We start from the raw sequence: 21,886 nt of genomic DNA, 5'->3' as shown, positions 1-21,886 counted from the left end.
TTCTGTTAATAATTATATAATAGCACTATGCCTTCATATTTGGAAGCGTTTTCAATGTATTAATTTTAATATTTTTTTCTTCTCATTTCCTTTCGTTTTTTCTTTTCTTACGTGAATTATCTGTAGTATAGTTCGTTTTACGTAAAGACTCTAGCTAATTGTTAAACTACCTGACATACTTTTTGAAATTTTTATTATTGATGTCAAAAACTCTTACATACCTAAGCGGAAACACCTTAAAAATAACATCCTATGAGCCGGAATCGTCTGTAATTGTGATAAAATAAAAAATGGAAAATACATCATATAGGAGAGAGGCTATGGAAAAAGATCATATTTCAGAGCTTAAGATTTTAAAAGACATTGCCGAGATTTTAAATGAAGGCACTAATTTACATACAATGCTTCACGATGCTCTTTTAAAACTGCTGCAAATAACAGATTTACAAACAGGCTGGATCTTTTTTATTGACGAAAATGGAAAACATGAGATGATTGCCGCTCAGCATTTGCCGCCGGCTTTATTAAATAAAACCGCTCAGCCTATGTGTAACGGAAGCTGCTGGTGTGTTGATCGCTATATGGATGGCCGGCTTCAAAAAGCGTCTAATATTATGGAGTGCAAGAGACTTGAAGATTCCGTCATTCATGAGTGGGGAGATACACACGACATTACTCATCACGCAACGGTTCCTTTACAAGCAGGGGATGAGCGCTTTGGATTATTAAATGTAGCTGCCCCTCATAAAATTCATTTTGAACAGCGAGAGCTTGATTTATTAGGATCTGTCGCTCTTCAAATTGGCACGGCTATCAAGCGGATTAAGCTGACTCAATCTCAGCAGGAAGTAAAACTTATTGAAGAAAGAAACAGACTGGCCAAAGATCTTCACGATTCTGTTAATCAGCTGTTATTTTCGATTAATGTCACAGCCAAAGCCGGAAGCAGCTTAGCGACAGATGTGCAGTTAAAAGAGACTTTTTCCTTAATCCAAGAAACCGCTCAGCATGCTCAAGTAGAAATGAAAGCATTAATTTGGCAGCTTCGTCCTCAAGGATTAGAAAACGGCATTGTCAGTGCGTTAAAAAGCTATGGTCAAATGCTAGGGCTTAACGTAAAAGAACAAATTAAAGGAGTGTCTGTTTTGCCTGCTGTGATTGAAGAAACACTGTGGAGAGTCGGGCAAGAAGCTTTTAATAATTGCCGAAAGCATGCGGGTACGGCAGAGGTACATTTAAACGTAAATATAAGCAAAGAACAAGTAATTATGAAAATTCAAGATAGCGGCAATGGATTTATATATAGCGCTTCAGCAGAATTGCCGACGCTTGGGTTAAAAACCATGCAGGAGCGAATAAACAGATTAAATGGCAATCTATCTGTTACAAGCAGCATAGGAAATGGAACGGTTGTGGAAGTATCTATTCCTCTTTCATAACAGAAAGGAGCGCATATGAAAATAAAGATTCTAATCGCAGATGATCACCACGTTGTCCGAAAAGGACTTGTCTTTTTCTTACAGACACAGCCAGACTTAGAAATTGTAGGAGAAGCTTCTAACGGAGAGGAAGCTTTAAAGTTAGCGACATCCCTAGATCCCCATATTGTTTTAATGGATTTATCGATGCCGGTTCTCGACGGAATCGAAGCAACAAAAGAATTAAAAAAACAAGCACCGCATATACAAGTTATGATTTTAACAAGCTTTTCGGATCAAGACCATGTGATACCGGCACTAGAAGCTGGAGCTTCAGGCTATCAGCTAAAAGAAAGTGACCCAGATGAACTTGTAGCCGCTATTCAAAAGCTAATGAACGGAGAAAATCAGCTTCATCCAAAAGTCACCTCACACTTGCTAACACGGTTAACCAAAAGCAGCGAAAAGAAAGTCAATTTTATTGAGCACTTAACGAAACGAGAAAAAGACGTATTAAAAGAAATTGCAAAAGGTAAAAGCAACAAAGAAATCGGTGCGTCCTTACATATTACAGAAAAAACAGTAAAAACACATGTATCTAATATTTTATCGAAGCTCGGTGTTCAAGACCGCACGCAAGCTGCTCTATATGCTGTGCAGCACGGCTTTTCCTAACCTACGACTTTAGTTGTAGGTTTTTCTCTGTGCTTCTCCGTCTATATTGGTAGCTTTCTTTCTATCAATAGCATGACGAAAAAAAGTTCAATCATTCCTATACTATACATATAACCAAACGACAGAGGAGTAGATAAGCATGAACATACTTATTATCAATGGAAGTCCTAGAGAAACAGGTCGAACAACACAAGTGACGAGAGAGCTTCACAACAGTTATCAAAGTTCTTTTTTAGATTTAAGCCAATTATCACTTCCTATATTCACAGGTGTACCTCATCAGTATGAAACAGAAGAAGTACAAGAGCTGATTGAAAAAATAGAAAAAGCAGACGGTATTTTACTTGCGACACCCGAGTACCACGGAGCTATGAGCGGAGCATTAAAAAACGCGTTGGACTTCTTAAACAGTGCGTATTTTGCGCATAAGCCCGTAGCACTTTTAGCAGTATCAGGAGGAGGAAAAGGAGGCATTAACGCTTTAAATAACCTTAGAACCGTTACACGCGCTTTGTACGCGAATGTTCTATCTAAGCAGCTGGTATTAGATCCTGCAGACATCGTGGAAAAAGGGACTTTACGAAAAAACGCAGCTGACGGAATTCATGAATTAGTTAATGAGCTGACTCTGTATACACAAGTGTCTAAGCAAATTTTAGAAGCTAAGCAAAATGTTTGATGAAGGCGCTTTACAAAGACCGGCGCTTTCAAGCCGTAGTAGCTGCTAATGTTTTATCATCGATCGGTTCCGGTATTACGATGCTTGCCATTCCTTTACTGTTAGTTGCATCTCCAGATGGAAATAGACTATTTGGCACGATTATGCTGATTATGACGGTGATGAGCTTTGTGGCTACCCCGTATATCGGCGTTCTTATTGATCGAATGTCCCGAAAGAAACTGCTGTTAACCGTAGAATTGATAGGTTTTATCACGGTCATGTTATTTGTAATCGTCGGTTTTGTTACAGACTATTCAACGATTCACTACGTCATTTTGTACGGAACCGGAAACCTTTACTACACGTTTTTTTATCCAACGATTTTCGCTTTAAATCAAGAAGTTTTTTCAAAAGATGCGTTTCAATCATTAAACAGTATCATGGAAATACAAGGGCAGCTATCGAGTATGCTTGCAGGCGCTGTGGCCAGTCTAGTCATTACTCGTTGGTCGCTTCAATGGATTTTAACAATAGATGCAGCTACGTATATAGCTGCATTCCTTTGTCTGTTGAGTATTCCATATAAACAAAGCAGGGAACGAAGCGACAAGAAACACACTGCTATGAAAGAAGGTTTAACATTTATAAAAGAAAATCGCTCGGTCTCTATTTTTTTACTGCTTTCTTTTATGCCTTTCATCGCTGTGATGATGACGAACTATTTATTTCCTATTTATCTGACTCAAGAATTAAACGCAAGTCCAGCAGCATATGGGATTGAAAGTGCTGTATATGGTTTCGGGGCGTTAACAGCAGGGATATTTATCGTATCTATTATGAAAAGAACAGGCACAGAGCTAGCGATTATGCTTAATATAAGCCTTTTTACATTCGGAATATCTATCATCTTCTTTATGAAGCTTCTGCCGGTTTATTTTTTTATTGTGTTTCTTCTTGCTTTTGCAAATGCAGGTACGAGAGTAGCTCGAAATACGTTTATGATGCAGAAAATACCGAATATCATCGTGGGAAGAGTCGACAGCTTTTTTCGCTTTATCACGTTAGGTATTCGAATTTCACTGATTTTCTTCTTTACGTACGTTACGGCTAACGATCGGATAGGACTGGCTTTTTTAGGACTTAGCCTGCTTTTATTATCATCGGCTGGAGCGGGCTGGATACTTTACAAAAGAAAACATCGAAAACAGTCTGCATTGCTTAAGAGTGTTTTATAATGTCTGTTGCATGTTATAATAGAGGAATTGACAAATAATGTTCAACGTTTATGACGTTGAACATTATTTGTTCTGAATAGAAATTAAACAGAAACAGCATTGACTGTTATGCGATTGGAAGATTGTGAAGCGATGATAAATAAAACATTAAACAAAGAACAATTAAAAGATTCGTACTCAAGCAGAACGTACTATAGAGGGCACACGTATTACAAGCAGGGACGTGTGCTTGATTTGGAATACAATGAACAGACCACTACGTGGACAGCATCCGTTCGAGGTGCGGAAATGTATACGGTAATGGTTGAACAAAAAGGAAATTCTTTTTATTCATTCTGCGATTGTCCTGCTTATCACGAGTTTTCAGAATGCAAACACGAAGTAGCTGTTTTATTAACCATTTGCGATGAGCGAGCAAAGCCGCAGCCAATTAAAACGAAGCCTTTTCGCCAAAGCAAAGAATACGAGAATGTAAATCACTTTATCGACTTATTTTCAAGCTATCAGCAAACCATAAGCGACCACAGAAAATATGCCGATAAAGATCCGTTGAAAGTAGAATTTATTTGCAAGTCTTACTCAGAAGAATTTTTACGTTCAGAAGGAATGTACGTAGCGCTTGAAATGAAAGTGGGCGTCGACCGGACGTATGTAGTAAAAAACATTCAAGAATTTTTAACAGGCGTTAAAGAATTCCAAACTCACGAATTTACCAAGCGCTTCGAATATGACCCGGCGGAACATTTTTTTATAGAAGAAGATAGAAAAATCATTGAGCTGCTGATGGATATTATGACAAATGAATCATTTTATAAAAATTCTTATTCTATGTATCGTTCGTCTGCAAATAACAGAGAACTAATCATTCCTTCCATCATAGCCAAAGAGTTATTTCAATTGCTCAAAGATCGGAACTTTACATTTATTCATGAAGAGTACTCATATGAAAATATTATCTTTGCTGAAAGCTCAGCTCCTTTTTCGTTTCAGTTAAATAAGCACCCGGCAGCTGGATTTGAACTAGACTTTACGGAGCTTCATCGAGCTTCGTTTTTTGATCGATACGGGTGGCTATTTTTAAACGGGACGTTTTATGAGCTATCTCAAGATCAGCGTATGCTTCTTGAAGGGCTTCGAAAAACGGCGCCTTTGAAGCCAGTCGTACCTATAGCAGAAGAGCAGATGGGCAATTTTTTATCACACGTCGTTCCAGGACTAAAAAAAGTGGGAAAAGTGGATATCGCAAAAGAAGTATCCCACCAGATTATTGCGCCTGAACTAAAAGCAAAAGTATTTATTGACGGGGAAGATGAACAGCTGTTTGTGACGCTTCGGTACCACTACGGAGAGATTTCAATTAATCCATTTTTATCTCAACCTGAAAAGTACGATAAAATCTTAATACGCGATTTAGAAAAAGAAGACCGCGTGATGGATTTAATTGAAACAGCTCCTTTAAACATCTATAAAAACCAGCTGTATTTAAATCAAGATGAATCATCTTTATATGAATTTTTGTTTCATATTGTTCCAAAGCTTGATGAAATAGCGGATGTGTATATTACGGATGAGATGAAAGATTATGCTTATACGGATTTTTCTGCGCCAGTAACAACGGTTGATATCAAAAACAGCAATGGATTATTAGAAATTAATTTTGATTTAGGAGACATTAATCATCAGACCGTTCAAGATGTTTTAAAATCTGTTTTAGAAAAGAAAAGCTATCATCGTCTAGATAACGGTGCGTTTATTCCTCTTGAAAACGAAGACTTTGAGCATATTCAAAATCTGTTTCGTGAGCTAAACGTAACCGAGAAAGACTTAAAGGATAACTCATTGCAAGTACCTTTATACAGAGGAATGCAAGTAGAAGAGATTATGAGTGCGGGTGATAAATCAGCGGCTAAGTTCGGCTCAGCATTTAAAAGATTACTTACACAGCTTAAATCTCCAGAGGAAATGGATTGGGAAGTACCGGAATCCTTGCAGGCATCACTGCGTGATTATCAGTACAATGGGTTTAAGTGGTTTAAATCTCTGGCTCACTACTCTTTAGGAGGCGTGCTGGCTGATGATATGGGGCTTGGAAAAACGCTTCAAAGCATTGCCTATATCCTATCTGAAAAAGAGCTTGATGAAGATAGCAGTGCTTTTTTAATTGTTGTGCCGGCTTCCTTGATTTATAACTGGCGCAACGAATTGGAGAAATTTGCACCGAATTTAACGGTTCAAACCATTACAGGAACGCCGAGCGAGCGTGAGGAGAAGCTAAAACGCACAGCTGACGTATGGATTACATCTTACCCAACGCTGCGTCAAGATATCGATTTGTATCAGCATCTTCATTTTCATGCTTTAATTCTAGATGAGGCTCAAAGTATTAAAAATCATACAACGAAAACAGCAGTAGCTGTTAGGACTATTTCAGCTAAAAAACGTTTTGCGCTGAGCGGTACACCTATTGAAAACTCACTTGATGAGCTTTGGTCAATTTTTCAGACCATTCTTCCTGGCTTATTTCCAGGGCTTCGCCAGTTTAAAAACATGTCATCGGAGCAGGTCAGTCGAATTGTAAGACCATTTTTACTGCGACGAGTAAAAAAGGATGTGTTAAAAGAACTGCCTGATAAAATTGAAACAACTCATTTATCTGAGCTGACTAAAGAACAAAAAGAATTATATGTAGGGTATTTAGAACAGTTAAAATCATCTTTAGCCGGTGAAGATTTTAATAAAAACCGAATGAAGATCTTGGCAGGATTAACAAGACTTCGCCAGATTTGCTGTCATCCGTCTTTATTCGTTGAAAATTATGAAGGGGATTCAAGCAAATTAGAGCAGCTGCTTGAAATTACAAGAAATGCGGTTGCCAATGGAAAACGTTTGTTAATCTTCTCTCAGTTTACAAGCATGCTTCACATTATTCGAGAAGAGCTCCAAAAAGAAAATCTCTCATACTTTTATTTAGACGGTCAAACGCCATCAAAAGAACGAGTGGAAATGGCGGATCGGTTTAATAATGGAGAACAAGACATTTTCTTAATTTCATTAAAAGCCGGAGGCACAGGCTTAAATTTAACGGGAGCCGATACGGTTATTTTATATGACTTATGGTGGAACCCAGCGATTGAAGAACAAGCGGCAGGCCGTGCACACCGCATTGGACAAAAAAATGTGGTGCAGGTCATCAAACTTATTTCTCAAGGAACCATCGAAGAAAAAATTTACGGCTTGCAGCAAAAGAAAAAAGAACTCATCGAACAGGTTATTCAGCCGGGAGAAACAATGCTTTCTAGTTTGACAGAAGAAGAACTTCGAGAACTGCTTAGTATGTAGCAAAGGGTGTGTGTGGAATGAAAAAATGGGCGTTTGTATCAGATTTTGATGGAACAATTTCAAAAAAAGATTTTTATTGGATTGTGATTGAAAAGTATTTTCCAGAAGGTGAAGAACTTTTCCCCCGATGGAAAGCAGGAGAAATGAAAGATATTGATTTTTTATCTACTGTTTTTCAATCCATTCACCAAGAAGAACCGAAAATTTTAGAAGAAGTAGCGAATATTCCAATTGATGAATACGTGCCCGCTTTTATTAAAGCTGTTCAGAAAAACGGCGGGGATTTTTATATTTTAAGCGCTGGAACAACGTACTATATTAAACCGATTTTAGATAAATACGGTGTTGAAAAAGTGGAAGTTTATTCAAATGAAGGATATTTCCATCAAAACAACGTTCACTTGCGTTTAGACCCTGCTCACAAATGGCATTCAGAACGCTACGGCATTGATAAATCGGCTGTTATTCAAGAACTAAAGGAATCCTACGAAACGATTTATTTTGCTGGAGACAGCGAGCCGGATTCGCATCCGGCAAAATATGCAGACGTCACATTTGCAAAAGATTCTTTGCAAGATTTACTGCGCGAACAAAACGTTTCATTTGTTCCAGTCGAGACATTTGAAGATATTGAGCAATATTTAATACAACACAACGTGATAAGAAAAGGATAAAAACAGCGGTATTATTTGATTACTTCAAATAATACCGCTGTTCCTATTCCGCCTCCGCTTCCTAAAGCCGCTATGACATATCGCACGTCACGGCGCTTGCTTTCATAAAAAAGACGCGTAGCTAAAATAGCTCCCGATGCTCCGTAAGGGTGTCCTAGGGTCAATGCTCCTCCGCGAATATTCACTTTCTCTTCTGATATTCCCAGTTCTTGCATGCAAGCGACAACTTTAACAGCAAATGCTTCATTGATTTCAAATAAGTCAATATCATCTACCGTAAGAGAATTTCGGTTCAAGATATTTTTAATCGCAGAAATGGGTGCAATAGCAGGGTAAAGAGGTGACACTCCTGAAATATCAGCGTCAATAAAACGTAAAACGGGCTGAAAGCCTAAAGCGCGTGCTTTTTGCTCTTCCATCACAAGCGCAATGCAGGCTCCGTCGTTAATTCCACAGCTGTTGGCTGCAGTGACGGTGCCTTCTTTTTTTAAAAAGACGGGGCTGGCTTTTTGCAGCAGCTTTGTTAGGTTTCGTTTTTTCATAAATGCTTCATCGTGCATCACGTTTGGAAGAGGAAGCGTTTCTTCTTGAAACAACCTTTTTTCAAAAGCCTCCCAGCTTCTTTCATGACTTAAAAGAGCATATCTGTCCTGCTGATCTTTAGATATATTGTATCGCTGAGCTACGTTTTCTGCTGCGATCCCCATGTCAGGGTCACCAATTTTATCAGGAGAAAAACGTGCTCTTTTTTCAAAAGGAGAAGTACTTGTACTTTCAACGCCTCCAGCTAAATAACACGTTCCAGCGCCTGCTTTTATCAAATAGCTGGCCATTCGAATGGCCTCTAAGCCAGCTCCGCACTGACGATCAATGGTCATTCCCGGGATAGAAAAAAGGAGGTCTGCTTCTAAAGCGGATAGCCTAGCTACGTTTCCTCCTGGACCTACAACATTCCCTAAAATAATGTCATCGATTTCATATTCAATTCCAGCGCTAAGATGTTTTAATAAAGGAGCCGTTAGCTCTTGAACATGAAAATCTTTCAGTAGACCATTTTCTTTTCCAATGACCGTACGCTTCGCTTTTACAATTGCTGCTTGATAGATAAGTCATCACTTCCTTACATAGAAGCCGTGTTAGAACGGCCAGGTACCGCTACTGCTTTTCGAACTTTTGTAATTAGATAAGCCGCGACCACTGCTTTTATACAGTCACCTGGAAGGTAAACGAAGCTTAGCTGAAAAGATTTTAGAAATGGAATGTGAAGCTGTAGTGCCTGTACAGGAATGCCGCATGCATATACCAACCCAATCCCAAATAACACATTTACGGCAAATGCTTTTGCAACCGTTACATTTTTTAATCGTGACAGCGTCCAGCCAATAAAGAAAGCTGCAAACACATAGCCAATGATATACCCAGCACTCGGACTCAAAAATACGCCAATTCCTCCGCGCCCTCCAGCAAGTAAAGGAACGCCAGCTGCTAGCAAACATAAAAAAAGAAATTGACTTAAAGCTCCTAATCTAGCGCCAAGAATTCCTCCCGACAGCATAACACCCATAGGCTGAAGAGTAATTGGAACAGGTGTAAAAGATAAAAAAATAGGAGGGACGAGTCCTAGAGCTCCCATTATAGCTGTGAATAAAGCAACGTACGTCATATCTTTTGTTTTCATCGTAAACCTCCGCTATGTAGGATAAAACATGACTATCGTATCTTATTAAACTTAAATTAGTCAACTTAATTTTTATTAAAGTTTACATTTTTCTTTTCTCAAACCCGTATTTACGGTACACTAAAAGTAAAATAAAAAGGAGCTTACGGAGTAATGAATCGAATTGAAGAACTAGTTTTTAATCAGTGTCAACAAACGCCGGACAGACTCGCACTATCGGATTCTGTTAATAAACTAAGCTACGGTCAAATGTGGGATCATGTATGCAAAGCCGAAAATCAGCTGAAAGAAAAAGGGATGGAAAAAGGAGAGCTCGTTGCGTTAAGTATGCCAAACAATGCAGAAGCTGTTGTGTCATTTTTAGCGATTTTAAAAGCGGGTGGAATTGTGATGCTTTTACATAATGAGCTAACAGATGCTGAAGTAGATACCTATTTTTCTATTCAATCCCCGAATTGGCTATGGAAAACATCTTCTCTAACTAACATAACAAAAGAAAAACCAATCCTGCCTATACGGCAAGTGAATGCACTGTCCGATCTATTTTTATTTGGATTTACCTCTGGATCAACAGGGAGACCGAAAGGATTTGTAAAATCGCATCATTCTTGGTCTTCATCATTTCAAGAATGGTCGGACGTATTTTCTTTACAGAAACATGAAAAAGTACTTATCCCCTTACATATTTCGTATTCCGCGCAGCTTTATCCGGTTTTGCATGCGCTTTGCAGCGGCATGCACGCTATCATGCTAGAAGCGTTTACACCTTCTGCTGTTTTTAACAAGGAAGCTAGCTGTATGTCTATTACACCCGCGTTAATTTCTCCTTTGCTTCGGTACATACAAAGCAGACCAAAAGAAAAACGACTTTTGCCAAAAACCGTGATTTCAGTAGGAAATAAATTATCGCCTTCCGTTCGAAAGAAATTTTCACAAGCGTTTCCTAACTCCTCTCTTTATGAATATTACGGATCTTCTGAAATGGGATTTGTTACGGTACTTTCACCAGATACCGCTGAAACGCTGCCTCATACAGTAGGCTATCCTGTTGACAGTGTAGACGTTTTAATCCTGAATAAGCGTGGAAAAGAAGTAGAAAAAGGAGACAAAGGAATACTGTTTGTGAAAACAACTCAAGCATTCGAAGGGTTTGTTAATGACAGCGAAGAAACGAACCGCTCATTTTTTAATGGATATGTTACATCGCATGATATTGCGGTTCAGCTTCCAGACGGAAGCATTACCATCGTAGGAAGAGATAAAAATGTGATTAAAAGCAGCGGAAGCTTAGTATATGCTGAAGAAATTGAAGAGCTGCTACTACAAATACCGGGCGTTAGCGAAGCAGCTGTTTTTAGCGTAGCAGATGCTGAACGTTCAGAAGTAGTAGGTGCAGCAATTGTCTTAGAGAACATTTCTCTTTCTGATGTAAGACAAGCGCTGACAAAACGAGTATCCCTTTATAAAATCCCGCGCGTATGGAGAGTTTTAAAGTCCTTTCCGCGAATGAAAAATGGTAAAATTGACAAAGCAACGATATACAGCTACTTTACAGAGAAAGAAGGGAAGACATATGATCTCATTTGAACCCGTTACAGCTGACACGATGTATATTGTGTCAGAGATTATCAATTCAAACGAAGCTTATAACGTGTTAGAAAACGGTAAGAAAGAGCGAAGTGAAGAAGAGCTTTTTAAAGAATACATGAACGAAAAAACAGACAGTTATTTTATAAAAGCCGACGATACATACGTAGGGGTTATTGATTACATGAAGCAAAATCCTAACGATGATCATCCGTGGATTGGAGCTTTTATTATTCATAGCGCCTATCACAATTTCAGTTTCGGAACGCAGGCGTATCTAGCGTTTGAAGACAAGCTAAAAGAAGAGGGAATTTCCGTTCTACGTCTTGGGGTTCTGTCTCAAAATCCTAGAGCCAAGCTGTTTTGGGAACGCCTTGGTTTTACCCAGTACGCCACTAAGCCGCTGCATCATAATCAAGTTAACTGCTTGGAAAAAGAGTTGTAAGAAAATCCGTGGGTTTATCTACGGATTTTTTACTGTACTGGAATGCAAATGGAAGAGGTCCGCATTTTCACGTGTTAGATGGGTTAAATCCTTATAAAAAAGGTAGATATGATCAAAGAAGCAACCATTACCCAGAAAATTGTTCAGGATACAAAAAGCGAGGGAAGAACAATAGATAACTATTTATTTTTTTGCACTTATTGGTTTCCACATGATTAAGGGTGTAAAACACCGTATGTAAATAAAGCTCTTTCAATATAAAGAAATAATGAGAGAAGATACTATTAATTAAATAAGGTGTATTTTTTTAGATGTGACTATAATCAATGATTTTTCATCTCAAGCTGGTCCCATTTTTTTCAAAACTTATATTAAAATTTTGATGTGGAATCCTATTATTTTTAAGCTATTTGTTCTAAAACAGCATCAAGATTTGGTTTGAATCCATCATTTTTTTCTAACAAGAACGTTCGCAAAGTTTTATGTGTTTTAGAGAACGTTCGTATATTATTTCAAAACTTAAACGAATGGTGAAAATGATAGATTTTCTATATAAATCAAAAGTTCGTAAAAGTATACTTTTACGGACGGTGTGTCTTGTAATCTTAGTAAATTAATATTAAGGTAGCCCCTGAAATAGTGAACAATAAAAAAGCTAATTTTCTTACTCATAGGATTAAGAAAATTAGCTTTTTCTTTTATCTAGATACTTTGATAACTGCACCATTTACATTGATTGCTTTGATTTTCGATAAATCTAAAGGAGAAGAAGGTAGAAATTTAGCTTTAACACTTTTATTGTTACTAAAGTTTTGTAATGAGTTGAGTGATTGAATGCTTCCATTTTTCATTTTTACACTCACTTTCATATCATCAGTATCTTTAAATTGGCCTTTTCCGAATACCGTCACACCTAGTGATGAAAGGGTCATTTTAGTTGCTTTCCAACTGCCAAAGTCTTCATTAAAGCTCAGATTTTTTTCGTTTTCTACAGAATGCAATTTAAATGTAGTACTCCAATCACCTTTTGTATAATTACCATTAGATACAAGGTCTCCCATAAGCTTTAACTTACTAAGATCTTCATTATTTACATCAAAAATATATTCTACATAGTTATTTCCGTAAACAGTTTCCCCTGATTCATCTACTCCATAAGAGATGTTAGAAGAAGCATTTATTTTCTTTCCGGAAGGATCAACTAAATAAAAATCTCCGTGGCTATCTATATCTTCATCGGACCACTTTGTTTGAACGTGAAGTTTACCATCCGCAAATCCCATATTTGATACATGCATAAATTTTATTTTTGGCAGAGAAAGAATGATTCCATTAGGCTTTAAAATTTCTATACTTTTTCCCGTGTCGAGTTGGTCAGTAATTTCCCCACCTCCACCGGATGTATTATCCGTGCTAAGAGAAATTGTCTCTACCTTTTTATTCTTTAACTCCGACAGATCAGTATCTATCTTGATTCCCTCATGCTTATACTTTTTACTAAGAAAAGAGCTTATTCGTAATTTGATTTTTTTATGATTAAAGTTTGTGCCTCCGTTTGCTTGAATTCGTAATGTGGCTGTATTTGTACCTTTATCATAGTCAACAATTTGGCTATTAAACATATGCCCGTCAGTTAATGTGTAATCATAAAGATCCAGCGTTTTATCTATACGGTTACCAGTTAAATCTTGCATGGTAACATAAATAACTGCCATTTCATCATCATTCATGGCACCTACAACCTTCATTTTTATTCCTTTATCTTCACTAGTGGTTTCAATAGGTTGAAGAAACAAGGCAATGTCGGGACTAACAAGAGATAGTAAGTGGTTGAAGGTTGGAAATGTCGCTGCGCCTACACCTGCGGAACCTATAAGGAATAAAGCTGCGGCAGCCGGAAATACAATTGCTTTTTTAAACGTTCTTCTGGGTTGCTCTGATTTAGCCTTTTCTACACCGAGTTTGGCTCTCATATGTAATTCTTTTGGAATTTCAATTTGTTCAAATTCTTGTTTTAGTTTATTCTTCATAAATACCCACGCCTTTCACTTGTTTACGAAGTTTAGCTAAAGCACGATATAAAGTAGATTTGGCCGTGCCTAAAGGAATGGTCAACGTCTCAGCTATTTCCCTAAAGGAATAGCCTTCGTAAAACCGTAAAATAACAACACTTTTTTCATCTTCATTTAATTCTTCCACTAATTGATGAAGGGATAATGTAAGGGGGATATCTTCAATATCTGAACCGATAATTTCCTCATGTTCTGGATGTAATTGAACGACCTTGCTATTCTTTCTTAGATGATCGATTGCACACCTAATAGTAATCTTGATTAACCATGTCTTAAAGTATTCTGGCTTTTTTAAAGTATCTATGTTTTTAAAAGAACGGTATGCTACCTCTTGAACCACATCTAAGGCATCGTCCTTATTTTTGACATAGACATAAGCCATTCGATAAATATCTTGTTCATATGTCTGAAAAAGCTTCAAAAAGGCTTTATCGTTACCTTTTTGAGCTTTTTTAACTATCCTAATAATTGAAATTCATCCTCTCTACTTTTTCCTTTTATACCTATTAGACAAAGTTACTTGGCATTTGGCTTAAAGTTTTAATAAAAAAATGGACTAACGGTATAAGAAGCTTCTAATTACCCTGTAGCCAAGATTTTTTTGATTAAAAGCATAATAAAGATTGTAGAAAATATAAAAAGCTACCCCGTCATTGGCAAGCGAGATAGCTTTCTAGTAGAAATGCTAACTATAAAGTATTAAAATATAACCGCAAGTAAACAATATCTCATCTCTTCCATATAGGCTACATTTTACCGTACGTACGAACATACATATATAACATGCAATTTTTATATATCCTCCTCCCATTTAGGTATCGAGTAAACGCAGTTATATCAAGGGTATATAAAAAGTTGCATAAACGATAAATTTGTAAAGTAAACGAGCTCTTGAGTACCAAGGGCTCGTTTCTACGTGTGTTCCGGAAAGAGTGTGTATGTAAACTATCTCTGTATATGATATACATCCGAAATAGATTAAAAATTCCCTAAAAAGTAAAACAATTCTTTTTACCAAACGTCTTATTTATAGTAATGAGGATCGGAGGGATTCGTTTGACAGATAAGGATAAAAAGAAGGTTTGGGTAAAGTTTATTATTTTTACGGTAGTCGTAGGGGGAATTGTCGCAGCTTTCTCTGTTATGTCTGATCATTTGCCACTCGTAACGAGTATGACCATTCCTGAACTAATGGTATCATATGTAGCTATCATGCTTAATTCTTTACCAGGTTGGTTTATAATGGCTATGGTTGTTGGGTATGTATTTGGAACTCGCACAAGACAAGCCGCATGTTTTGGAAGCCTTTATATTGTCAGTTCCATTACCATGTATTTTGTAATTGGTCATTTTTATAGCGATCTACCAGACGGTGTAGTATGGAGTTTAAAAGACATGGTGTACATCTTTATCACTTGGTACGGCGCATCCGTTATAGGTGGTATTGTTGGCGGAATCGTTGGGTTTTTGTTTACCAAAAAACCTGTTGTATTAGTTACGTTACCAGCAGGTTTGCTGCTCCAACTATTTTTAAATGGTACTAGGGGTTGGAGTGATATAGTGGGTATGGCCCAAAGTATCACTTATTGTTTAATAATTATTAGTGTTTTTATTTATTTCTTTAGATTAAAGACAACCAAAAACAAGGAGGCTAAGCATTTTGCTTAACCTCCTTGTTTTTAATTGAATTTTAGTTAATTAAAGCCGAAATTCTTTTAACACTGATTTTTTTAAATTCTCTTTTTCTCCTGTTGTAAGCTCAGATATAAGGTAATTCTTCAGGTCTATTTTAACCTTATTCAGTTCTTCATAAATCGAATTAGATTTATTCATAATAACTACCTCTTTTACGCTTTTTATAGTTTACTTTCATTAATTAATACGTAAGTATGCAAGTAAATCTATCGAGACTGTAATAAATAAGTTCATGTTTCTATAACAGTGATTATGGTAACTAAATTTTATAAGATATATAGCTTATAAAAAGAATGCTTAACAACAGAAAACCCCTTACACGTTTGAGGGGTTTTCTTGTTGCTAAATATTAAGGGTGTAATTGCTTGTTGCTTACATATCATTTAATATTTTTGTAGATGTTTATTATAACCTAATAGACCATTTTGAAAAAGAAGAATATGAAAACGATTACTTTTTATTTGAATTAAGGTGCACCTTTTCTATTTCAAGCCTGTAGGCAACATTTTAGTAAGTAAAAATGGGAGTATTTATTCTTTTATTGCTGATATACAACAGAACGGTTTTTGGACACTTATTTTCACTTGTCTAAAGCCCTCTTCTTCTAACAAACTTTGAATATAATTAGGCGAATAATGAAGGAATTTTTTCGTGTGCCTCATTCTATCTAGTTCCTCACTTAAAGTAAATGTAATGAATACTTCGCCTTCAGGCTTTAATACTCTTTGAATTTCCTGTAGTCCTTTTACTAAATCGGACCAAAAGTATACTGTATGAATAGTATATACTTTGGTGAAATATCCTGTAGAAAAAGGAATATGTTCAACGTTTCCTTCAGTAATCTCGGCTTTATGACTTGCTATAAAGCCTCTATTTACTTGTTTAGCCTTGTTCACCATAGATAAAGAGATATCGATTCCACATATCTTTTCAATATCTTCATACTCGTTTAAAAGTCTATTCAACGTTACACCAGTTCCCATTCCAATTTCGAGAATACGATCGCCGGGCGACGGATTTATAAGCTCAACTGTCCATCCATTAGCCTTTTTATTGCCCTTTTCCATATAAGAACCTATCCATTTTGCCAAAATACCTCTAGGGTTACTCAACTGTTTACCTAACCATTGGTTAAACATATTTACAGCCCCTAATTTTGAGCAAGGGAATAAGTTATATAAGATTCTAATTTTTCTTTTACTACATTCCACTCTCTATCAAGTATACTATAGACAACTGCGTCACGAACTAGGCCGTTATATAAAAGGCGTTCGTTTCTCAATATTCCTTCTTTAACTGCACCTAGTCGTTCAATAGCTTTTTGAGCTGTTTTATTCCGTAAATCGGTTTTGATTTGTACTCGTTTCACTCCTAATGTTTCAAAAGCGTGTTGTAATAATAAAAACTTACTTTCTGTATTAATACTTGTGCGTTGAGCATCAGGTGAGAAGAAAGTATACCCCATTTCTAGAGTTTTTGAAGATAAAGATATGTCATATAGTCTAGTACTACCAACAATCTTATTATTCCAAATATCTTCCACGATAAAAGGAACTATCTCCCCTGTTTTTTTCTTTTGTAGACACTCATTTATTATATTTTTCATATCTAATAAGCTATCCATTTTAACAGGCATATAAGTCCAAATATCTGGATTTTGTTTCACGATATTATATAAGTCCTCTGCATCTTCTATTTTCATTATTCTTAATCTTACACGTTGTTTACTTAATTCCACTTGTTTCCCCCATCCCTTTGTACATATTTTGGAAATCATTTAATTTTACACTATATGGAATTAAATATCGAATTTTTTTAGCAATAAATCAAAGATATAAAAAAATTATTATTTCTTCCTATGAGCCACATTACGTTAAATAAGTCGTAAAGTATTTCATAAAAATAAGTTGTTTAACTATTTACACTTAGTGACGATACATACAAGAAAAGCCCTCAATTAATTGAGGGCTTTTCTTACATGTGTGGTTGTTCATAGCTGCATTTAATAGTTGATAAAAGTGAAATATATACATGTACATATCTAAAATATAGTATTAGCTTATAATTTGTCCAGTCAAAAGGTAAGCGAAATAAAAAGCAACCTCTGGTCGTCAGTAGAGGTTGCTTTTTGAACATCATCATTATGGAATCTATCCCTTACATATTAACATTTATTTCTAAAAAAAGCCATATATAATGGGATGTTGCATATGTATAAAACATGCGCTTTTTATACATTTTTTCTCGTTCGTCTCCTACTAAAGCGTTGGTATGTCAAAGATGTATAAAAAGCTGCATATCCGATAAAAGTCATCCTACTCCGAACCCTTGTCCTGCATGGGTTCATTTTTTTGCTTGGTTCCTTGAAGAGTGTTTATGTAAACTAGGGATGTATACGATATACAGAGTTTCTTGAAGAATTATTATGATAGAATGGTATAAAAAGGTATTTAATTAAGGGGATGTCTTTTTGATTGCAGTAAGTTCATGTTTAGCAGGAATAGAATGTAGATATAATGGATCACATAGTTTAGTGGAGAAAATTAAGGGATTAGTTGAGCAAGATAGAGCATTATTAATATGCCCTGAACTTTTAGGAGGTTTTTCAACTCCACGTGAACCGGCAGAAATTGTAGGTGGTACTGGGGAAGATGTATTAGATGGAAATGCTAAGGTAATAGAGAAGTCTGGAAAGGACGTAACAAAATTATATATAAAAGGAGCCCATAAAGCATTAAATACTATCCAAGAGGTTAATGTTAAGTATGTTGTATTAAAAGAAAATAGTCCTTCTTGTGGTAGTAACATGATTTATAATGGCGAATTTTCTAATACAAAGATAGCTGGCGAAGGAGTTACGGCTGCTTTATTTAAGAGGGCTGGGATTCAGGTGATTTCTGAAAGGGAATTTTTAGATACTAGCTTCTTTTAAGTGTCGATAATGGTGATTATGTTAACTAGAAATGTATATGATATCCAAAATAAAAATGCATATACAGTAAAATAATGGGTATTTACTAATAAAGGAAAGTGACGGGATGACATGAAGGATAAAATAATATTTAATCAAATGTTATTTATTAGAAAACAAACACTTAAGCTAATTGAAGAGATACCAGATGATTTTATGGATATTATTCCAGAAAGCCATAATAACTCAATTCGTTGGAATGTTGGACATATATTTGCAGACCAAGAAATATGGCTGTATGAACGAATAAAGAATTCTTTAAAGCTTCCTCCCTTTTATAAAGAGTACTTTGCATATGGTTCTAGTCCATTTACTTGGAACGATTGTGTTCCTTCAAAAAGTGAGTTGATTGATCATTTAGAGAAGCAGCCCTACCGTATCATGAAAGACTTTAGTAAAGAATTAGATCAAAATCTTGTTAATCCAGTATTATTAGGATTTGATAATACAGGACAGATATTATTACATACTTTATATCATGAAGGTTTACATGTGGGGGTAATTCAATCTATAAAGAAGATATTAACTAAAAAGATTTGAAGTCTATAACTTTTGTATTTACAGATAACATTGTTTTGGTTAATAGGACATGTAGTAGAATAAAAGATAAAAATTAACTAATAAGGACCAAAGGGGAATTGTAATGGTAGAGAAATTAGAGTTAGAAAAGATAAATCTTCAGGAAATTACAAAAGATATTAAAGATCGGCATGTAAATTTTGCTGTATCAAATATTAATAATCATTGCCTTCGTATCGCTGTATTTTCAGGTGAATATAAATGGCATTACCATTCTAATTCAGATGAGCTATTTATGGTTTTAGAGGGGGAACTGTTAATTGACTTTAAAGACAAGGATACAGTTGTTTTAAAACCGAATGATACATTGCTTATCCCAGCTGGAACTATACATAGAACCAGAGCTAAACAAAGAACTGTAAATCTTTGTTTTGAGGATCAAAACGCTAATACTATCATCATTGATAAGTAAATAAAAAAGAACATAGATACCGTGAAAGCCACTTAAGATAAGTCTTAAATGGCTTTTACTATATACAAATAAATTCCTATAATTTTGATTATGGTGCGACAAGAAGTCGCTTTTATATAGTGTGGCTCACGCCACTGGTTTAGACGCAAAAACTGTCCCCGTCCAAAACTGCGTGCCTGGTAACGGGCTCGTGGGTTGCATGCGGAAATGCGGAAACAGAGAGTCAGTGCACGACTCGGAACACTGCTAGGGGAAGATGAGTATGGTGAACATTAGTGAAGGTTTGTAAGCTTCGTAAGGATTAGCTCAGGATAGTGCACAGATTTGCCTGGGTATTGGCAAGAGGAAAAGCAGATTCATAATGCTGCTGTGACGCGTCCCGTATCTTGCCCGGAGTAAAGAACCCACCTAACCTCGTCGTATCTATAAGATGCGGAACTTGGTAAGTCCTTTGTCATCTGTGTAAACAGTAGGATGACTGTAAAGTCAAACGATGTGATAAAGGGTAAAGGATACGAGAGAAAGCGAATGCCGTTGTCTCGAAAGAGAACAGGAAAGCAGGAAACTGTATAATTGGATGGATACTATCGTCCTTACGGACAAACCCATGATAGGTCCGAAAGGGAGCTGACTTCTCGTTGGTCTCTCGTAGGCACATAAGGTTGTGGCTATCTTCTGACGAAAGAAACGTACTGTTATGTATACCTCCACTTGGAGCGTCGGCGTACGTTTTACTTACCGTTATGGTGTGTGATAAAGATACGACAGCAAATGGACCTGCAATGGGAGGCTTGAGCCGATGTGTCTTGAAAGGGACTCGCACGGTTCTTAGGGGAGTCAGGGGCAGTGATGCCCCTCGCTTACCCGACTAGACTAGAAAATAACAAAAGATAATTTTGGTTATTTATGGATGTGCGATGATAGAATTAAACAAAAGTGAATATGTGGAGGAACTAATTTATATGAAAAATATAATTGCGATTATTGGAGGAACTGGGAAAGCTGGTAAATATTTGGCCGAAACAGCCATTCAAAAAGGTTATAAAGTCCGTTTGTTAGTTAGAAGTCCTGAGAAACTTACATTTTCAAATCCAAATGTAAGCTTTATTCAAGGAGACGCTAGAGATGCAGATTCCATTTATTCTCTAATTAATGGATGTGACGTAGTGATAAATACATTTGGTCAACCTAACAGAGCTAAACCTTTATATAGCGAAACTACCACTCTAATCGTCAATACTATGAAGGAACTTAAAATTAACAGATATATTGGTGTAACGGGTGGATCTTTAGATATCAAAGGAGATAAAAAAACATTGGTCAATAAACTAGGAGCAATTGCTTTTCGTATTCTTTATTCTGAGATGATTTTAGATAAGAAAAAAGAGCTGCAAATCCTTGAAGAAAGCAAATTAGACTGGACACTGGTAAGATTGCCTTTTGTTAAAGAACATAAAAAATCAAAAAAAATAAAGGTTAATTCACTTGATATGCCTGGGTTTAAGATATCTGCTGAAGGCATCGCACAATTTTTAATTGAGCAGGTACCTTGTTCAAGTTACATACGTAAAGCACCATTTATATCAAACTAAGAAATGTCTACAGATAAAAGGTTTTATGTAAATTAGCTAATTTAGGTTTGAATTTTAATAATAGGGATATTCCTGCTTGTTCATGATAATGGAATCCCAAAACCAGTATATGATGGCTGCACCTACTGCAAATACAAACATTTTAGGATAATCCCCTATTGGATCAGACCAATTTCCTTGAAGTTTATAAGAGATATAAAGTAATAGGATTGCTACGACAGAATAGGTACATAAGTAGAGAATACTGAACTTCTTAGGCCATTTATTTAGAAATAGTTGCAGTGGCACAGCTGCGACAGAATAAGGAATGATTGTAATAAGTGAGATCAAAAAAAATGCAATAACAGCTCTATAACTAGGCTCAATGATGATAAGAAATATGGAATAAGAGACACTAGAGCTAATAACTGTTAACGCATGATATGGTAAAAGCTCTTTAAATGTCAATGAGTAAACACACCCTTCTTGTCTATTCTACAGATGTATATTATATAAAGGTTAAAGCTAATTAACTTTAGTTTTTTTATTGAGTTTTTTTGATAAATAAAAACAAACTAATCCAGCACCTGCTACCTTACAAAATGGAATAAATGCATAGGACGGTGCGATTAAAACAATAACGAACAAATAGGCACTTATAGCAAATATAAGCCAACTTGTTATAAGTAAAAAGCTAGATAAAAACTCCTTCATAGATTTCATCCTTTAGAGAAGATTATATTTTTATCATAACAGATATATCCTTCGACAAGGACCTTTTTTTCCTATAATTGGTTTTATGGTGCGACAAGAAGTCGCTTTTATATAGTGTGGCTTACGCCACTGGTTTAGACGCAAAAACTGTCCCCGTCCA

Annotated in this window: 22 protein-coding genes; 14 read left to right on the top strand and 8 right to left on the bottom strand. The window is 36.2% G+C overall.

The genetic code is table 11. The annotated features are described in order from the left end of the window. Positions 1–320: 320 nt before the first annotated feature. The 6 genes from ACFX4E_RS20480 (at position 321) to ACFX4E_RS20455 (ending at position 8,002) form a co-directional block, all read left to right on the top strand. Positions 321–1,439 carry a GAF domain-containing sensor histidine kinase gene (locus ACFX4E_RS20480; protein WP_028408392.1) on the top strand — a complete coding sequence of 373 codons (1,119 nt, stop codon included), beginning with the start codon at positions 321–323 and terminating at the stop codon, positions 1,437–1,439. A gap of 15 nt (positions 1,440–1,454) precedes the next feature. Then, complete coding sequence (locus ACFX4E_RS20475) at positions 1,455–2,093, top strand: response regulator (protein ID WP_098578730.1); 639 nt, start codon at positions 1,455–1,457, stop codon at positions 2,091–2,093. A gap of 139 nt (positions 2,094–2,232) precedes the next feature. Further along, positions 2,233–2,772, top strand: a complete 540-nt coding sequence (locus ACFX4E_RS20470; protein WP_098249624.1) for an NADPH-dependent FMN reductase — start codon at positions 2,233–2,235, stop codon at positions 2,770–2,772. Beyond that, on the top strand, positions 2,772–3,989 hold the full coding sequence (locus tag ACFX4E_RS20465) for an MFS transporter (protein ID WP_377258437.1): 1,218 nt from the start codon (positions 2,772–2,774) through the stop codon (positions 3,987–3,989). The genes ACFX4E_RS20470 and ACFX4E_RS20465 overlap by 1 nt, the downstream gene beginning before the upstream one ends. A 132-nt stretch (positions 3,990–4,121) precedes the next feature. Continuing rightward, positions 4,122–7,328: an SNF2 helicase associated domain-containing protein gene (locus tag ACFX4E_RS20460; protein WP_377258440.1), complete on the top strand. Its 3,207-nt coding sequence runs from the start codon at positions 4,122–4,124 to the stop codon at positions 7,326–7,328. Positions 7,329–7,345: 17 nt separating this feature from the next. Continuing rightward, positions 7,346–8,002, top strand: a complete 657-nt coding sequence (locus ACFX4E_RS20455; protein WP_377238298.1) for an MtnX-like HAD-IB family phosphatase — start codon at positions 7,346–7,348, stop codon at positions 8,000–8,002. An 11-nt stretch (positions 8,003–8,013) separates the two neighbouring features. Here the strand turns inward: ACFX4E_RS20455 and ACFX4E_RS20450 are convergent, their stop codons facing one another. Next, positions 8,014–9,108: an acetyl-CoA C-acyltransferase gene (locus ACFX4E_RS20450; RefSeq protein ID WP_377238308.1), complete on the bottom strand. Its 1,095-nt coding sequence runs from the start codon at positions 9,106–9,108 to the stop codon at positions 8,014–8,016. Between the two features lie 14 nt (positions 9,109–9,122). Beyond that, positions 9,123–9,680, bottom strand: a complete 558-nt coding sequence (locus ACFX4E_RS20445) for a biotin transporter BioY (protein ID WP_377238299.1) — start codon at positions 9,678–9,680, stop codon at positions 9,123–9,125. 153 nt (positions 9,681–9,833) lie between these two features. Between ACFX4E_RS20445 and ACFX4E_RS20440 the strand changes: the two genes are divergently transcribed. The 3 genes from ACFX4E_RS20440 to ACFX4E_RS20430 are packed head-to-tail and all read left to right on the top strand — an operon-like array spanning position 9,834 to position 11,891. Then, positions 9,834–11,267, top strand: coding sequence for a class I adenylate-forming enzyme family protein (locus ACFX4E_RS20440; RefSeq protein ID WP_377238300.1), 1,434 nt, complete (start codon positions 9,834–9,836; stop codon positions 11,265–11,267). Continuing rightward, on the top strand, positions 11,254–11,712 hold the full coding sequence (locus ACFX4E_RS20435; protein WP_098113012.1) for a GNAT family N-acetyltransferase: 459 nt from the start codon (positions 11,254–11,256) through the stop codon (positions 11,710–11,712). The genes ACFX4E_RS20440 and ACFX4E_RS20435 overlap by 14 nt, the downstream gene beginning before the upstream one ends. An 8-nt stretch (positions 11,713–11,720) precedes the next feature. Then, positions 11,721–11,891, top strand: coding sequence for an HNH/endonuclease VII fold putative polymorphic toxin (locus tag ACFX4E_RS20430; RefSeq protein ID WP_377238301.1), 171 nt, complete (start codon positions 11,721–11,723; stop codon positions 11,889–11,891). Between the two features lie 519 nt (positions 11,892–12,410). Here the strand turns inward: ACFX4E_RS20430 and ACFX4E_RS20425 are convergent. After that, the gene (locus tag ACFX4E_RS20425) at positions 12,411–13,742 is read right to left on the bottom strand and encodes a DUF4179 domain-containing protein (protein ID WP_377238302.1); all 1,332 of its coding nucleotides are present in this window, start codon (positions 13,740–13,742) and stop codon (positions 12,411–12,413) included. Beyond that, positions 13,732–14,259: an RNA polymerase sigma factor gene (locus ACFX4E_RS20420; protein WP_377238309.1), complete on the bottom strand. Its 528-nt coding sequence runs from the start codon at positions 14,257–14,259 to the stop codon at positions 13,732–13,734. Before ACFX4E_RS20420 ends, ACFX4E_RS20425 begins: the two co-directional genes overlap by 11 nt. 581 nt (positions 14,260–14,840) lie before the next feature. On the opposite strand from ACFX4E_RS20420, the gene ACFX4E_RS20415 reads away from it, so the two are divergent. After that, positions 14,841–15,452 (top strand): hypothetical protein, encoded by a 612-nt coding sequence (locus tag ACFX4E_RS20415; protein ID WP_377258443.1) that lies wholly within the window; start codon positions 14,841–14,843, stop codon positions 15,450–15,452. Positions 15,453–15,482: 30 nt separating this feature from the next. On the opposite strand, the gene ACFX4E_RS20410 is transcribed toward ACFX4E_RS20415, so the two are convergent. The 3 genes from ACFX4E_RS20410 to ACFX4E_RS20400 all read right to left on the bottom strand — a co-directional run bounded on the left by ACFX4E_RS20410 (position 15,483) and on the right by ACFX4E_RS20400 (position 17,217). Then, positions 15,483–15,617, bottom strand: coding sequence for a hypothetical protein (locus tag ACFX4E_RS20410; protein WP_377258446.1), 135 nt, complete (start codon positions 15,615–15,617; stop codon positions 15,483–15,485). A gap of 392 nt (positions 15,618–16,009) precedes the next feature. Then, the gene (locus ACFX4E_RS20405) at positions 16,010–16,618 is read right to left on the bottom strand and encodes a class I SAM-dependent methyltransferase (RefSeq protein WP_377258449.1); all 609 of its coding nucleotides are present in this window, start codon (positions 16,616–16,618) and stop codon (positions 16,010–16,012) included. Positions 16,619–16,629: 11 nt separating this feature from the next. Next, positions 16,630–17,217, bottom strand: coding sequence for a GNAT family N-acetyltransferase (locus tag ACFX4E_RS20400; RefSeq protein ID WP_377258452.1), 588 nt, complete (start codon positions 17,215–17,217; stop codon positions 16,630–16,632). Positions 17,218–17,949: 732 nt separating this feature from the next. Here ACFX4E_RS20400 and ACFX4E_RS20395 point away from each other — a divergent pair. From ACFX4E_RS20395 to ACFX4E_RS20380, 4 genes are all read left to right on the top strand, one after another. After that, the gene (locus ACFX4E_RS20395) at positions 17,950–18,411 is read left to right on the top strand and encodes a 2-thiouracil desulfurase family protein (RefSeq protein ID WP_377238741.1); all 462 of its coding nucleotides are present in this window, start codon (positions 17,950–17,952) and stop codon (positions 18,409–18,411) included. Between the two features lie 111 nt (positions 18,412–18,522). Continuing rightward, the gene (locus tag ACFX4E_RS20390; protein WP_377238742.1) at positions 18,523–18,990 is read left to right on the top strand and encodes a DinB family protein; all 468 of its coding nucleotides are present in this window, start codon (positions 18,523–18,525) and stop codon (positions 18,988–18,990) included. A 103-nt stretch (positions 18,991–19,093) separates the two neighbouring features. After that, positions 19,094–19,441 carry a cupin domain-containing protein gene (locus ACFX4E_RS20385; RefSeq protein ID WP_377238744.1) on the top strand — a complete coding sequence of 116 codons (348 nt, stop codon included), beginning with the start codon at positions 19,094–19,096 and terminating at the stop codon, positions 19,439–19,441. A gap of 962 nt (positions 19,442–20,403) precedes the next feature. Next, positions 20,404–21,033, top strand: a complete 630-nt coding sequence (locus ACFX4E_RS20380) for an NAD(P)-dependent oxidoreductase (RefSeq protein WP_377238746.1) — start codon at positions 20,404–20,406, stop codon at positions 21,031–21,033. A gap of 54 nt (positions 21,034–21,087) precedes the next feature. On the opposite strand, the gene ACFX4E_RS20375 is transcribed toward ACFX4E_RS20380, so the two are convergent. After that, entirely contained in the window at positions 21,088–21,480 is a 393-nt protein-coding gene (locus tag ACFX4E_RS20375; protein WP_377238748.1) for a UPF0715 family protein, read from the bottom strand. Positions 21,481–21,886 lie beyond the last annotated feature (406 nt).

The sequence above is a fragment of the Priestia sp. YIM B13491 genome, from assembly GCF_042787605.1.
Taxonomy (GTDB): Bacteria; Bacillota; Bacilli; order Bacillales; family Bacillaceae_H; genus Priestia; species Priestia megaterium_E.
This window is presented reverse-complemented; position numbering and strand designations above follow the sequence as displayed.